At 52.5% G+C, this 14,462-nt stretch carries 14 protein-coding genes and 1 tRNA gene; 8 read left to right on the forward strand and 7 right to left on the reverse strand.

Going from position 1 to position 14,462, the window contains the following annotated elements:
• Positions 1–2 precede the first annotated feature (2 nt).
• Together radD and rplY are read left to right on the forward strand one after the other, a co-directional pair.
• Positions 3–1,763, forward strand: coding sequence for a DNA repair helicase RadD (radD, locus tag BLU64_RS08900; protein ID WP_074728484.1), 1,761 nt, complete (start codon positions 3–5; stop codon positions 1,761–1,763).
• A 138-nt stretch (positions 1,764–1,901) separates the two neighbouring features.
• Positions 1,902–2,192 (forward strand): 50S ribosomal protein L25, encoded by a 291-nt coding sequence (gene rplY, locus BLU64_RS08905; RefSeq protein WP_026743383.1) that lies wholly within the window; start codon positions 1,902–1,904, stop codon positions 2,190–2,192.
• Between the two features lie 295 nt (positions 2,193–2,487).
• Here rplY and BLU64_RS08910 read toward each other — a convergent pair whose 3' ends face one another.
• From BLU64_RS08910 to yejK, 4 genes are all read right to left on the reverse strand, one after another.
• Positions 2,488–3,708 carry an L-lactate MFS transporter gene (locus BLU64_RS08910; protein WP_026740523.1) on the reverse strand — a complete coding sequence of 407 codons (1,221 nt, stop codon included), beginning with the start codon at positions 3,706–3,708 and terminating at the stop codon, positions 2,488–2,490.
• Positions 3,709–3,844: 136 nt separating this feature from the next.
• Positions 3,845–4,579: a LytR/AlgR family response regulator transcription factor gene (locus tag BLU64_RS08915; protein WP_026743381.1), complete on the reverse strand. Its 735-nt coding sequence runs from the start codon at positions 4,577–4,579 to the stop codon at positions 3,845–3,847.
• A gap of 23 nt (positions 4,580–4,602) precedes the next feature.
• Positions 4,603–6,303 (reverse strand): sensor histidine kinase, encoded by a 1,701-nt coding sequence (locus BLU64_RS08920; protein ID WP_074728486.1) that lies wholly within the window; start codon positions 6,301–6,303, stop codon positions 4,603–4,605.
• Positions 6,304–6,494: 191 nt separating this feature from the next.
• Positions 6,495–7,505 (reverse strand): nucleoid-associated protein YejK, encoded by a 1,011-nt coding sequence (gene yejK / locus BLU64_RS08925; protein WP_074728422.1) that lies wholly within the window; start codon positions 7,503–7,505, stop codon positions 6,495–6,497.
• A 177-nt stretch (positions 7,506–7,682) separates the two neighbouring features.
• On the opposite strand from yejK, the gene BLU64_RS08930 reads away from it, so the two are divergent.
• The 4 genes from BLU64_RS08930 to BLU64_RS17415 all read left to right on the forward strand — a co-directional run bounded on the left by BLU64_RS08930 (position 7,683) and on the right by BLU64_RS17415 (position 10,244).
• Positions 7,683–7,910 (forward strand): YejL family protein, encoded by a 228-nt coding sequence (locus BLU64_RS08930; protein ID WP_026740527.1) that lies wholly within the window; start codon positions 7,683–7,685, stop codon positions 7,908–7,910.
• A 13-nt stretch (positions 7,911–7,923) separates the two neighbouring features.
• Positions 7,924–9,678 carry an LPS biosynthesis-modulating metalloenzyme YejM gene (yejM, locus tag BLU64_RS08935; RefSeq protein WP_026743378.1) on the forward strand — a complete coding sequence of 585 codons (1,755 nt, stop codon included), beginning with the start codon at positions 7,924–7,926 and terminating at the stop codon, positions 9,676–9,678.
• 78 nt (positions 9,679–9,756) lie between these two features.
• Positions 9,757–9,833, forward strand: a tRNA-Pro gene (locus BLU64_RS08940).
• A gap of 258 nt (positions 9,834–10,091) precedes the next feature.
• Positions 10,092–10,244 (forward strand): integrase arm-type DNA-binding domain-containing protein, encoded by a 153-nt coding sequence (locus BLU64_RS17415; protein ID WP_394296484.1) that lies wholly within the window; start codon positions 10,092–10,094, stop codon positions 10,242–10,244.
• On the opposite strand, the gene BLU64_RS17420 is transcribed toward BLU64_RS17415, so the two are convergent.
• Positions 10,245–10,445 (reverse strand): hypothetical protein, encoded by a 201-nt coding sequence (locus tag BLU64_RS17420; RefSeq protein WP_175527805.1) that lies wholly within the window; start codon positions 10,443–10,445, stop codon positions 10,245–10,247.
• A 798-nt stretch (positions 10,446–11,243) separates the two neighbouring features.
• Positions 11,244–12,050 carry a class I SAM-dependent methyltransferase gene (locus tag BLU64_RS08955; protein ID WP_074728426.1) on the reverse strand — a complete coding sequence of 269 codons (807 nt, stop codon included), beginning with the start codon at positions 12,048–12,050 and terminating at the stop codon, positions 11,244–11,246.
• A gap of 565 nt (positions 12,051–12,615) precedes the next feature.
• On the opposite strand from BLU64_RS08955, the gene BLU64_RS17875 reads away from it, so the two are divergent.
• The gene (locus tag BLU64_RS17875) at positions 12,616–12,795 is read left to right on the forward strand and encodes an ankyrin repeat domain-containing protein (protein ID WP_410409544.1); all 180 of its coding nucleotides are present in this window, start codon (positions 12,616–12,618) and stop codon (positions 12,793–12,795) included.
• 236 nt (positions 12,796–13,031) lie between these two features.
• Here the strand turns inward: BLU64_RS17875 and BLU64_RS08965 are convergent, their stop codons facing one another.
• Positions 13,032–13,382 carry a hypothetical protein gene (locus BLU64_RS08965; RefSeq protein WP_026743375.1) on the reverse strand — a complete coding sequence of 117 codons (351 nt, stop codon included), beginning with the start codon at positions 13,380–13,382 and terminating at the stop codon, positions 13,032–13,034.
• Between the two features lie 549 nt (positions 13,383–13,931).
• On the opposite strand from BLU64_RS08965, the gene BLU64_RS08975 reads away from it, so the two are divergent.
• A complete protein-coding gene (locus tag BLU64_RS08975) occupies positions 13,932–14,414 on the forward strand; it encodes a cold-shock protein (RefSeq protein ID WP_026743373.1) in 483 nt (160 codons plus the stop codon).
• Positions 14,415–14,462: the final 48 nt, after the last annotated feature.

Below are 14,462 nucleotides of genomic sequence, written 5' to 3' on the forward strand. Positions count from 1 at the left end.
TGATGCCGTTTACCCTACGTCCCTACCAGCGCGAGGCCGTCGACGCCACGCTGGACTACTTCCGTCATCACGCATCACCCGCCGTGATCGTTCTTCCTACCGGCGCGGGCAAAAGCCTGGTGATTGCCGAGCTGGCGCGACTGGCGCGCGGACGCGTGCTGGTATTGGCTCACGTTAAAGAGCTGGTGGAGCAAAATCACGCCAAGTACCGGGCGCTGGGGCTGGAAGCCGATATTTTTTCTGCCGGGCTGCGTCAACGTCAAAGCCAGGGCAAAGTCGTCTTCGGTAGCGTTCAGTCCATCGCACGTCACCTCGCGGATTTCGATCAGGCTTTTTCGCTGCTGATCGTCGACGAGTGCCACCGCATCGGGGACGCCGACGACAGTCAATACCGCCAGATATTACGCCATCTGCAAACCGTCAATCCCCGGCTACGTCTGCTGGGTCTCACCGCAACGCCCTATCGGCTAGGCAAGGGGTGGATCTATCAATACCACTACCATGGCATGGTGCGAGGAGGCGAGAACTGCCTGTTTCGTGACTGTATCTACGAGCTGCCGCTGCGATATATGATCAAACACGGCTTTCTGGTGCCGCCTGTTCGACTGGATATGCCGGTCATTCAGTACGACTTCAGCAAACTGAAAGTTCAGAGCCACGGTTTGTTCAGCGAGGCCGATCTGAACCGGGAACTGAAACGTCAGAAGCGCGTCACCCCGCAAATTATCCGTCAAATTCAGGATTACGGCGTCGACCGCAAGGGCGTGATGATCTTCGCCGCCACGGTGGAACATGCGACCGAAATCACCGGCCTGTTGCCGGAGGGCGAAGCCGCGCTCATCAGCGGCGAAACGCCACCTGGTGAGCGCGATACCTTGATTACGGCGTTCAAACAGCAGCAGTTACGCTATCTGGTTAACGTGTCCGTGCTGACCACGGGTTTTGACGCGCCTCATGTCGATCTTATCGCCATTCTGCGCCCCACCGAATCCGTCAGCCTGTATCAGCAAATCGTCGGGCGCGGCCTGCGTCTCTCTCCGGGAAAAACCGACTGCCTGATTCTGGACTACGCGGGCAATCCCTTCGACCTCTACACACCGGAAGTGGGCGCCAGCAAGTCGCACGCGGACAGTCAGCCGGTGCAAGTCTTTTGTCCACAGTGCGGCTTTGCCAACCTGTTCTGGGGAAAATGTACGGAAGACGGTACGGTGATCGAACATTTCGGCCGCCGCTGTCAGGGATTCACCGAAGACGACGACGGCCGACGGGAGCAGTGCGATTATCGCTTCCGCTTCAAGAGCTGCCCGCACTGCGGCGCCGAAAACGACATCGCCGCCCGTCGCTGCCATCAGTGCGACGCTGTGCTGGTCGACCCGGACGATATGCTCAAAGCCGCGTTAAAGCTCCGCGACGCCTTCGTGCTGCGCTGCAGCGGCATGAGCCTGACGCCTGGTCAAGATAGCAAGGGCGACTGGCTGCGCATCACCTATCATGACGAAGACGGCGCGGAGGTCAACGAACGCTTCCGGCTGCATACGCCCGCGCAACGGAACGCCTTTGAGTATCTATTCCTGCGCGTGCATCAACGCGCCCCTGGCGTTCCTTTCGCGTGGAAAACCAGTGCCGACATCCTGCAACAACAGGAGCGACTGCGCGCCCCCGACTTCGTGGTCGCCCGCCAACAGGGAAAATTCTGGCAAATCCGTGAAAAACTGTTCGATTATCAGGGCCGCTACCGACGCGCCAATGAGCTACGCGGCTGAGCGCGCGGCGGTTTTATTTGCCCGGAGCGCCAGATTCCGCTAGAATTCCGCCCGCTTTTGCTTCGGCATAAGCAGAATCATCCAACCTGTTGCTGGGTCGCCTGTAGCAGGATCACTTTTATATAAGTAGAGAAAGCAATGATTACTATCAACGCAGAAGTTCGTAAAGAGCAGGGTAAGGGTGCGAGCCGCCGCCTGCGCACTGCCGGTAAATTCCCCGCTATCGTTTACGGTGGTACGGAAGCGCCGATCGCTATCGAACTGGATCACGATCCGGTTAAAAACCTGGAAGAGCGTACGGGTGAGCCGTTCTACACCGAAGCTCTGACTCTGGTTATCGATGGCAAAGAAACTAAAGTGAAGGTTCAGGCTGTTCAGCGCCACGTGTACAAACCTAAACTGGCTCACATCGACTTCGTACGCGTTTAATTACGTCTCGAGTCATCCCGCTGTCTCAGCGGATAAAAAACGCCGCCTCGCGGCGTTTTTTTATGGCCCCAGCTCAGCCGCCCTCCCCCGTTATCTCCCCCCTCACCGCGCACGCTAACCAGTCCACGTTTCGCATCATTGCTCCTTCCTGAGCGTCGCTTTGGTTATGTGCTGACGACGGCGAAAGCGCCGTCGCCGACATGAGGTGGGCAGAAACCTCGTTGGCAGCATGTAAGCAGACACAAAAAAGCCTCCGGCTGGAGGCTTTGAGGAAGTGTGAGACGAAGCACACGACTTAGGCGTTGCTGCTCTGCGTCACCAGCTTGGCTGACTGCGAAGGCGTTGACTTAGGCGGTCTGATCACCAGCGTAATCAGCAGAGAGATGACCGACAGCACGGTGATAGCGATGAAGGTGCTCTGAAATCCTCCCAGCTGCGCGGCGATGAAGGAACCTGACAACGCGCCCAGACCAAACCCCTGATAAATCAACCCGTAATTTTTGCTGTGGTGACGCAGGCCGAAGAAGTCGCCCACGATAGCCGGGAAGACCGTGATGTTACCACCGAAGCAGAAGGCGACCGCGCCAGTGCACAGGAAGAAGGTCAAGTGGTTCATCGGCAGGAAGGCCATGACGGAGACAGAGATCGCCGTGACCAGCAGCGTAAAATTGATCACCCGCAGGCGGCCGACTTTGTCGGACAGCGATCCCAGTATCAGACGCCCCGCCGTGTTGCAGATCGCGATGGCGGAAACGGCGTTAGCGGCGGTGACCGCATCCAGGCCCACCATGCGTACGCCAATATCTTTGGCGATACCAATCAGATACAGACCGCTCATGCAGGCAGTGAAGAACACGACAAACAGCATCCAGGACTCTTTGACCGCCAGCATCTCGCTGACGGTAAAGTTGATGTTACCCGCGCCAGTCGCATTGGGCGCGGAAGGCTGTACCTGCGCTTCTTTGAGCAACAGAGACCCTGTCACGATTAGCGCCATCGCCATCATGCCCCACCAGAAGAACGTCTGGGAGATGCCGACATGCCCCAACAATGCGCTGTTGATGTATTTGAACAGCAGGCTGCCGGTACCGTAAGCACCGACGGAGACGCCGGCAATCACGCCCTTACGATTGGGGAACCATTTGATCAGGTTCGACAGCGTGGTGATGTAGGCCGTACCGTCGGCGAAGCCGACCACGACCCCGACCAGCAGCCAGATCGCCGTCAGCGAGGTGACGTAGGCGCTGCACATCAGAGCCAGCCCCAGCACCAGGCCGGAGATCAACGTCAGTTTGCGAATGCCGATGCGTTCCTGAATGCGGCCGGCAAACAGGGTGGCGAAAGCCAGGAAGAAGCTGGTAATGGAGAAGGTCGTGGCGACAGAACCCAGCGACCAGTTAAATTTGTCGACCAAAGGCTGGTTGTAGAGGCTCCAGGTATAAATAGTCCCCAACCCCATTTGCGCCAGGATAGTCCCGACCACAATCACTGCACGATTTACCGGTTTGGCGTTCATTCCGGATCCCTCATTAATTTTCTGGTGTTGAAATGAGCAGGTAAAGGCACCTACTGAATGACACCATTATAAAGAGGTGGCTCATCCATGAGTTTAGACAGGGCATGAACTGCTGCGTGGAGGGAATGAACTGCCGTTAAAGGCGCATCAACTGCCGGAACTCTTTGACCTTGCCCCGGCTGACCGGCACCTGGAAATCCAAATCGCTGAGCTTAAGGATGTAGGTATTGTTGAACCACGGCTCGATTTCGCGGATTTTACTCAGGTTGACGCAGTAAGAGCGATGGCAGCGAAAGAAGTAAGCTTCGGGCAGTCGGCTACAGAACTCGGTGATGTTCATGGACATCACATATTCGTCCCGCTTGGTGTAGACGAACGTCAGCTTTTCGTGCGATTCCGCATAGTAGATGTCGTGAATATTGGTCACGATAATGCGCTTATCTTTCACCAGATTGATGGTCATCGGCGCCGACCGCCCTGCGCCGCCCACGGCGGTCGTGGTTTGTTGCTGGTGCCACGCCGTCTCAAGCTTCTGAAGCATGCTGACGATGCGCGTTTCGTGATAGGGCTTCAGGATGTAGTCGAACGCTTCCAGCTCAAAGGCTTCGACCGCATGGTTTTTATAGGCGGTAATAAAGACGATCAGCGGTTTGTGGGCGAACTGACTCATATTTTTCGCCAACAACACCCCATCCAGCGAGGGAATATTAATGTCGAGGAAGACAACATCCACCTTGTGGTGCTGAAGGTATTTCAGCACGTCGAGGCCGTCATCAAAGACCCCTTCCACTTCAATCTGACTATGCTCTTTGATTAGCCAGCTTAGCTCTTGCTGGGCAAGAAACTCGTCTTCAACAATAATCGCTTTCACTAAAATATCCTGATTAACTCTGCTCAGGGAGGGAAGGCTACCGCGCTTTCCGGCAGCGACGCCCCGTTTTTACTGATGTAGAACTCGATTTCCGTACCCGGATGCAACTGCCGGATGTGCAGACCGTCGCCATACAACAGCTTGATACGGTGATGCACATTGAGCAGCCCGATTTTATTACCCGGCATTTCATTCTTGGCGACCCGTTCAATCACTTCATCGCTGATGCCGCTGCCGGTATCGCGCACCGCAACGCGAATGCGGTCGCCCACGTCCTGGATACTCAGCACGACCACGCCGTTGCCCTTACAGGGACGGACACCGTGCACGATGGCGTTTTCAATCAGCGGCTGAATCAGCAAGCTGGGAATATGACAGCTGACGTCCTCATCGATGTCGTAAATGACCGTGAGCTTGTCCCCAAAGCGCGCCTGCTCGATGGCAATGTAGTCTTTGACCTGATAAAGCTCGCTTTTGATGTCGATGAGTTCGTCGTCGTTACGCTCCAGGTTGTAGCGCAGATAGCGCGACAAATTGATAATCAGCTGACGCGCCGTATCGGGGTTTAACCGAATGGATGTGGAGATGGCATTCAGCGCGTTGAACAGAAAATGCGGGTTGATTTTGCTTTGTAAGGCTCTCAGCTCCGCCCTGTCCGCCATTTCTCTTAGCTGCTCGGCGCGAGACACTTCCAACTGCGTGGAGATAATCTGCGACAAGCCGATCGCCATCTCTTTCAATGACCAGGTGATGCGGTAGGCGTGGCGATAGTAAATCTTTAACGTCCCCGTCACCTTGCCCTTTTCCCGCAGCGGAATGACGATCATCGAGTGGATTTCCGGCGTGCGATGCGCCTCATCGTTATTTTTAATGATGATTTTTCCACTCTTCAGCGCATGGAGCGTGGTCGGGCTCAGGTCGCGATCGCCGCTGTGATACTTTTCCTCGCCGACGCCGACGTAGGTCAGTACCTGTTGGGTGTTGGTCATCGCCACCGCGTCCGCGTTGATGTCAGTGCGGATGATGTCGCACACTTTGCGCAGCGACTCGATATTCACATGCCGGAACAGCGGCAGCGTTTTATTGGCGATATCCAGCGCCAGCTTGGCCTGTCGGGCGGCGATGGCCTCTTTCTCCCCTTCTACGCTGCGCACCAGCAGCACGATCAGTCCAATGCTGACGGTGCCAAGAATCATCGGGATCGCGATATGAGCCACGATATCTAATCCTAGCGCAATCGGCCGCGTCCACAGCACCACCAGCAGCATGGTCAGCGTTTCACACAGCATGCCGCCGACGATACCGATGCTCCAATGCTTGTTGCGGGGAATACGCTGGTGGATCCAGGCGGACATAAAACCGGCTACGATGCTGGTCACCAGACAGGGCACCGACGTAATGCCGTGAATATCGATAAGGTAGCGGTGTAACCCAGCGATGATACCCGTGGTGATGCCGACCCAGGGGCCGAACAGAATCCCCCCGGACATCACGGCCACCACGCGCACGTTCACCAGCGAACCATCGACATTAATGCCCGACCAGGTGCTGAACAACGCGAACAGGGAAAAAATCGCCGTGACCACGAACAGGTCGAATGGCGAGTGCTCATCCTGCTGCAACAGCTGCCGGAAATGGCGTGTTCGGGTCAGGAAAAAGAGGCAAATCAGCATCAACGCGGCACGATCGTACACCGCCAGCAGCATATTGAAGTTAGATTGCACGGGAATCTCACGCAATGAAAACGGATGCAGAGCCGCCATCATAAGGCAGTCTGCATCCGAGTGACAAATACCATCAAAAGACCAAGCGCGACGCCGCGCCAGGCGATGAACAAAGAGGAAATCACGCCTTCAGTACCGAAGGCGAATATCGCCAGCGAACGAGGTAAGCCTTCGCCCGCCGTTCGGCTCCGTTAGCGATCGCCGCCGCTCAGTCGTCGCTGTAGCTGGTCACGTAGGTTCGGTGGCGTGCCCTTGATGGTCAGCGTGTCGGTCGCTGCATCCCAGAAAATACGTTCGCCTAAGAGCAACGCATCGAAATTGATGCTAAGACCGCCGCCGCTACCGGCGAACTTGGTCAGCTGACGTAGCGTACTACGATCGGCCGGGAAGCTGTCTGCCAGCTCATACCCCTGCTCTGTCGTGAAAGCTTCCAGCGTCTTGTCGCCCAGGGGCGGCAGTTCCTGAGACAGGGAGGACAGTGCGATCTCTTCCCCCGACTGCAACTGTTCGTTGCAGTAGCTGTAGACCTGCTGACGATATTCCTGACGCTCATTCTTATCCAGCGCCGCTTCAGCACAATATTCATCGACCGCCTTCAGCAAACCACGGTTCTGCGCCTTGGTGTCCAGCCCTTCCGCCGCGCCGAGAAAATCCATGAAGAAGTCGGAGACTTTTCGTCCCACGCGGCCTTTGAGGAACGTCAGATAGCGCGTGGACTCAGGATTGGTGTCCCATTCGGTCAAATCGATGCGCGCCACGATGTCGGCGTGATTGATGTCCAGATAGTGGGTATTGCTGATATCCAGTTGTTCGTTGACGCGCAGGCTGCTGCAACTGTTCAGGACAGTCACCAGCAGGTACTCCACCGCCAGATAGCGATACTGGCAAAAAAGCACGACGCCGCCGTCGGCGAACGGGTACTTCGCCAGTTCGTCGCGCAAACGGCCGGTGGCCGCACGGGTAAATGCCAGGAAGTCCTCATCGCCTTTGCGACAGGCCCGCAGCGCATCCGCCAGCTCGCTTTGCTCGTTAAACAGACCGTAAGCTTTGTTTTTGGCGCTGTATACCCGGTGCAATTCGGCCATCATGTCGTTCACGGCGTCGTTGGGGGTCAGCAGCGAGTCGCGGAGCACTAAATCCAACGTTTGCTCATCGCGCTTGATTAACTGATGCAGGGCAATCTGGTCGATATCCAGACTCATGTTAGACTCTCCTTTTAGCAAGGTGCGTATTCAAGCACCTCAGCGTAGTTGCTGCAACCTTATCCGCCGTGGTCGCATCGTCCCGTCACTGACATTGCCTAAAGCAATAAAAGTGCGGAAAACGGTGCCTCTATACGGTAATATGTTCGACTTTAACCGTCTGAGAATCACCATTTTATGCCACAATCATCCCGTTATAGTGACGAACAAGTTGAACAACTGCTGTCAGATTTGGTCAATATTCTGGAAAAACATCGCGCACCAACCGATCTTGCTTTGATGGTGCTGGGAAATATGGTCACGAACCTGCTGAATACCAGCGTCGCCCCGGCCCAACGTCAGATTCTGGCGCGTTCCTTTGCCGAAGCGCTGCAGTCTTCGGTGAAAGCTGACAACACACATTGATGTCGATCTCTTTATGGTAACCAACCGCCCGCGCTACCGCGAAAAAGTCTCCCAGATGATTAGTTGGGGACACTGGTTTGCTCTTTTCAATATTCTCCTCAGTCTGGGACTGGGTAGCCGCTACCTGTTGGTTGCCGACTGGCCTGCCTCGCTGACCGGGCGTATCTACGCGCTGGTCAGTTGGCTCGGCCACTTCAGTTTTATCGGGTTCGCGATATACCTGCTGATCCTCTTTCCCCTCACGTTCTTCGTGATGTCGCAGCGACTGCTTCGGGTAATCTCCGCCACAGTGGCGACGGCGGGACTGACTCTGCTGATCGTAGACTCCGCCGTCTTTACGCGTTTCCACCTACACCTCAACCTGACGGTATGGGAGCTGGTGACCAATCCAGACCAGAGCGAAACCGCCCGAGACTGGCAGTTGTTATTCATCAGCGTCCCCATCATTTTTATGGTGGAAATGCTGTTCGGGACCTGGTGCTGGCAAAAGCTGCGCAGCCTCAATCGGCGCAGTTTCGGCAAACCGCTGGCCGGGGTATTCATCACGGCTTTTTGCGCATCCCACATGATGTACATCTGGGCGGATGCCAATTTCTATCGCCCGATTACCATGCAGCGCTCCAATCTGCCGCTTTCCTATCCCATGACGGCTCGCCGTTTTCTGGAAAAACATGGCCTGCTGGATGCGCAGGAGTATCAGCGTCGGCTGACGCAACAGGGTAATCCGGAGGCGTTATCCGTCGAGTATCCACTCAACGACATCACTTTCCAGGATGCGGGCAGCGGTTACAACCTGCTATTGGTGGTGGTCGACAGCTTGCCGGAAAACACGCCGCAGGCGATGCCGAATTTGGCGCGCTTCGCAGAAGAGAACGTCCGCTTCAGCCATCACCTCAGCGCGGGCAGCGAACCGAATGCCGGGCTGCTCAACCTGTTCTACGGCATTTCCAGCACCTACATGGACGGCATCCTCGCCAGCAGTAAGCCGTCCGCGCTCATTAGCGCGCTCGGACAGCAGGGCTATCAGTTCAGCCTGTTCTCGTCCACCGGATTCAACAGCCCGCTTTACCGACAAGCCTTGCTCTCCGACTTCTCGTTGCCGGTAGCTTCGGCGCAAAGTGCCGACGCCATCGCGACCCAATGGCTGAAGTGGCTGGACGGACACCCGTCAGGCGCCCATTGGTTCTCCTATGTCGAGCTGAATCATAACGTCAGCGCAAATCAATCCGCCTCTGAGCAGCAGCGTCGCTACTGTCAGGATAATGCGACGCTGGACCGCCAGATTGGGCGGATGCTCGATGGCTTACGCGACAAAAACCTGCTGGATAACACCGTCGTCGTCGTGACCGCCGCCCAGAGCACGCCCGCCAACCTGATGGACAACATGCCGAAACCGATGTCGCGTTCGCTTTATCAGGTACCACTGGTGATTCACTGGCCGGGCACGCCAGCGCAGACCATCAGTAAAATGACGGACCATAAGGACGTCATGACCACGCTGATGCAGCGTTTACTGCACGTACAGACGCCGGCGAGAGATTTCTCTCAGGGCGAAGACCTGTTCACGGCAGAAAGACGAAACGCCTGGCTGACCAACGGCAGCGACAATTTGCTGTCGATTACAACGCCGGAGCAGATCATTTTGTTGGGGACGCACGGCAGTTATCGGACGTTCGATCAGGAAGGTCGAGAGCTTACGTCGGATAAACCGCAGCTGGGTCTGCTGTTGCAAGTGCTGACGGACGAAAGGCGATTCATAGCCAACTAACTGCCTAAATCTAAAGCAGTCGTGACGTTCTACTATTGCAATCAGATCTGGAAACGGTAATATGTGCCTCCACAACGTCGGCACGTAGCGCAGCTTGGTAGCGCACCGTCATGGGGTGTCGGGGGTCGGAGGTTCGAATCCTCTCGTGCCGACCAAATACATATTCCGTTAGTACCAGTTATTAACGGAAACCCCACAGAAACCCGCATTCTCTCTGAGTTTGCGGGTTTTTTGTTGCCTGTTATCTACCGGGATACCCCGTTTACAGCCGAAAGGTTAGTTATACGCTTAGTTATACCGCCCCATATAACTATAAGAGCGCACAACTACCCCTCTGACAATACCGAGATCAAAGCGCCAAACCTGCCGAGAAGGAATACACGCTACAGGATGGGGATGGGTTATCTCTGCTGGTGAAACCGAGCGGTTCTAAAATCTGGCGATTTAATTATTACCCTCCCGATACGAAGAAACGTGCATCAATCAGTTTTGGTTCATTCCCTGCGGCTTCTTTGGCAGAAGCCCGACAACAGCGTGAAGCGGCAAAGGCAAACCATGCGCCATAGTCAAAGATATTTTGACAATACTAAACGTAGTTCACGCCAATTACTTTCATAGCCAGGAACGCCAGCATCTTTCAATGTCGCAATCAGTTCATCAAAATCGACACCTGTAATCCTTATCTGCTGATCGTTGTTTTTGGCAACCGCAACGACCTGCTTTTGTGAATCGTCAAAACTAACTTCAATACGCCAGCCGTTCTCCATGTTGTAGACAATGCACATCAACACCTCAGATTCAGATAACGTACGACCAAATGCTATATCCTTTTAATCAGTCACACTGTAACAGAAGGAACGACGCCCACGCTTCATGCAGTCAAAGGTAACAATTGGCTGATTCTGTCAGGGCTTAATAAACGATAAAAAATCGTGTTCACGGCTGCCATTTTTCAGAGTGACTTTTCATTTTAGTTATATGATAAAAACCAAACTCAAAATCAAGTCAATACAAACAAATAGTTAACCTACAAATTATACTTTTCTCGTGTAATCCCAGAAAAAAACCAACCAGTGACGGTTGGTTTTTTTCGCCTGAAATTTGCCGGCGAAAAAACTCATTGACGGTTTAGCCCTCAATGCTCAGCATTCGTCTTTATCTGCACGCCATCCCCCCAACAGCAATTGAAACAGTCTTGTCGCCAACGACGCGGTATCCTCCTCTGGATTTACATAAGTTAGTCCGAGTGGATTCCGGGTTATGATTGGCGTAGCAATACCTACTCAAGCGTATCGACATTGAGTGATTGCAGGTAGACCGTCGCTTACAAATGAAGTAATGATGGTTTCCTCTCCAATGGAGCGGGTCTTTCGGTGGTGAGATAGCGAAGAAAATTATCAACGGTGGGAATGTGAAATTTATTTATGTTATTACGTCTATAGCCCTATTCGAAACGCTCTTGTACCTGCACGGGCGCATGATTCCGGTGAACTGTCGTGGGCTGCCCCGTCCACGACAGCCATATCCCTTCGTAATTGAGACAGCTCGCGCATAGGCAGCCCTTTCTATTTGATTTGGACCCAGGCGCAAGCCTGACCTAAAAACTCCACTTGTGACCTTGCATTGAAGATATCTTCTTGCAACGATGCCAATAGCCTCGCAGGGTCCATGACCTCTCCATCTGCAAACACAATCCGCTCAGGTTGGTCGGATAAACTGCATAAGGTTTCAACAGCCCAAAGACAGAGATCTTCAGCATGCCCCCCCGCGACAGGGATCTCATAAGATACATTCGGTGTTGGCAGCCCGGCTTCGTCGAATGCCTGAACAAAACGTTGTCCTATATCGTACTGTGGACAGCCGTTTCTCAAACGGAGTAGAAGCTCTGTCATCGTTCGGTCCCAAAGCGCTACCGGTGGCTTAGATTGACATTGCCTACTACAGTCAATTTCATGGAATGCCAGGTACCCCCCTGGTTTGACCCATTTCACAGCTCTCCTGAGGAAAGAAATGACGTCATCCTGAAAAAGTAAAACCGTTCGCCCCACCACGATATCGAACTGTTTTTCAAATTCATATTTCTCAAACCGCCCCTGTACGAACGAGACATTCTTCAGGCCGGTGCTGCAAGCAAAGTTTAGCGCCGCCTCGCTCTGTTCTATACCAATGACAGCCCCCCCGTCGCCAACCAATTTGGCAGCCAATTGACTGACATACCCTGAACCACAACCAATATCTAAAATATCTTGTCCATCCCTTATTTCGGCGGCTTGCAACATACGTTTGGTAATAGGGTCAAGCATTCCGGCTTGAAAAGCGATCCTTTGCATTTCTCGTTCTGAATAACCCAGAACATAGCTTTTGCATGGCATAAATACCTCCTATTTTTTATTTAAAGGCTCAATGACCAGAGTGAATCAATAATTCATTGCTGATTAATTAACAGCGTTAGTCATTATCAACCTCAAACAAATGAAACGATACCCATCTCGATTTTTATTTTGTCAGATAAAATCGAGGATTATCTAATTGCACACTCCCTTGTCTTTACTATATATCATCGATTTTTTATGGCTAGTTGTTATGAATATTTCATAAAACTTGCGAGCACCGAAATTAATCTAAGTGTGAATTATTGCGTCATTACACAGGTGTGGAGATGACGTCCTGACAGCTAAGTATCACCTGCTGTGAGACAGGTACCCCGGCCCCATCATCGTACCAATCGTCTTAAACCACGCAAAGCGCTGGTAGTGTTTAGTTAAGAGTCATTATTCGTACAGTTGAAAATTGTCCCCCTCATAATTACAGACATGATTGGAACGAGCATCTATAAAAATGACGTTCTTGGTTAAAAGAGTCATTAAACTTCGAAAAGAAGAATCTCATCCAATACCAGCGCTATGACAAACCCTCATTCGAGTTTGTTATAGACCGCTGCAGTTAGCCAGCCTGAATGGCAATAAAGAGGTCGTGGTCTTTCTTTTAAAGAAAGGCGTTGATGTCAATGTCACCGACCGTGAGGAATATAGCCCTTTAGTCAGAGCGGAAGCGAATAACCATCACGATATAGTCGCGATCTTGGATAAACATGAGGGTAAGGCGCTAAAGCGATAGGCCTATAATTGGCTCAAAACATGATGCTTCAGTAAGGCTCGCTTTCGCGGGCTTATTCCATGCGCCGGTGGTCGATATTTCTGACAGGATGAGGGGAGTATCCAAAATATGACCAGCGGTGAGCTGTTGATAATGCGCCGACGGTAGATTATTCATGCATAAAGCCCACTAAGGTGAGCTTTATGTCCTTTTTCTCTTATTAACACACGGCTTATCAGGAGCGTTGCATGTGAGACTTATTTATCCGATTCAGTGGCAAGAATTTCGCATTCCGCTTCTCTCAGACGATGCAACGTTGCTAAATCTTGGTCGTCACAATAAGTCACAAGATCTCTTAATGCCAACTCAGCATAGTTATAACCTTCATCACGAATCAGCTGGCTTTGTTTTTTAGCTAATGAGGTTATTGGCGTATCCTCGCCCATTGCGTCTAAAGCCGCCAGGCCATCAGCCTGCTCTTTAATGGCCTGCCTCGTGTATATGTTTTCGTAAAGTGCAGGATGTTCAGAAAAGAAGTCTTTCATTGTTTTCGCCGAAACAGATGACGAAAAGATAACTATCGCGGCGAATACAACTTTCTTAATCATTACTCATTCCTTTTAACATTATTATTCGTTTTCCCAGGGATATCTGTACAGCACTATCATAGTTTAACCACAGCAATGCGCTGCCGCCAGCAGGACTTAACCGCCTGGTTCGAGGAACATTAATGTAATTCACGGTCAGCTCGGACGATTGCTTGGGCACAAGAGCGCATTGTTTATGAGTTTATGATGGAGATAGCTGCCCGGCACCTCTCCCCAGGCCGGATTGACAATGATGCTCGGGGCTTTTCAAAGCAAAACCGTCGGACGATTAAGGCGTTGGTTGCAGCTTTTCTTGTTATACTTCCAAGCATCCTCCTCTTCCCCCTCTTTGACTTGAGTCGCCCCACTAACCTGTTTAGCCTCACTGAGACTTCATTCCAGCCGTTATGGATAAACTTAGTGGCCCCGTCAGTTATCACCCGTGGCTGATGCCTTTGCCTATTAGAATTATATCATTGAGACTTGGGCCAAAGGCGTAGTCTGCGTAGTCATTGTGCTTTACACTGCGCGCTGCAAAAATAGCGTAGATTAACGATCAAATAGGCGGTAATGGCGATGAATGGAACAATCACAACCTGGTTCAAAGATAAAGGCTTTGGATTTATCCAAGATGAAAATGGGGACAACCGTTATTTTCATGTCATCAAAGTCGCCAACCCTGATCTCATCAAAAAAGATGCGGCAGTGACTTTCGAACCTACCACCAACAACAAGGGGTTGTCTGCCTACGCGGTGAAAGTCATACCAGAAAGCAAATATATCTATATCGCCGGCGAGCGAGTGAAGCTCGCGTCCATCAAGTCTTTCCTGGTTTACAGTGAAGAAGTCCCTGCCGATACCCGCATCGATAAAGAAAATACGGTGCTGTCTGTCGGTGCGCTGATGGGATGTATCAGGCCGAAATCAGAAGTTAAACCGGGTGAGATGCGTCCGTTGAGAAAACTCGCGATCACTACCTTCCAGGGTTCAACGTTAATCTTCACGGAAGATGAGATAGATATAGATGCCACGGTGAAATTGCTTAAGGTCTGAACCCTCTTGCCGAATCCCTCGGCATCCGTAGGCAGAATTTCGGTATGA

The organism is Lonsdalea quercina, assembly GCF_900107885.1.
Taxonomy (GTDB): Bacteria; Pseudomonadota; Gammaproteobacteria; order Enterobacterales; family Enterobacteriaceae; genus Lonsdalea; species Lonsdalea quercina.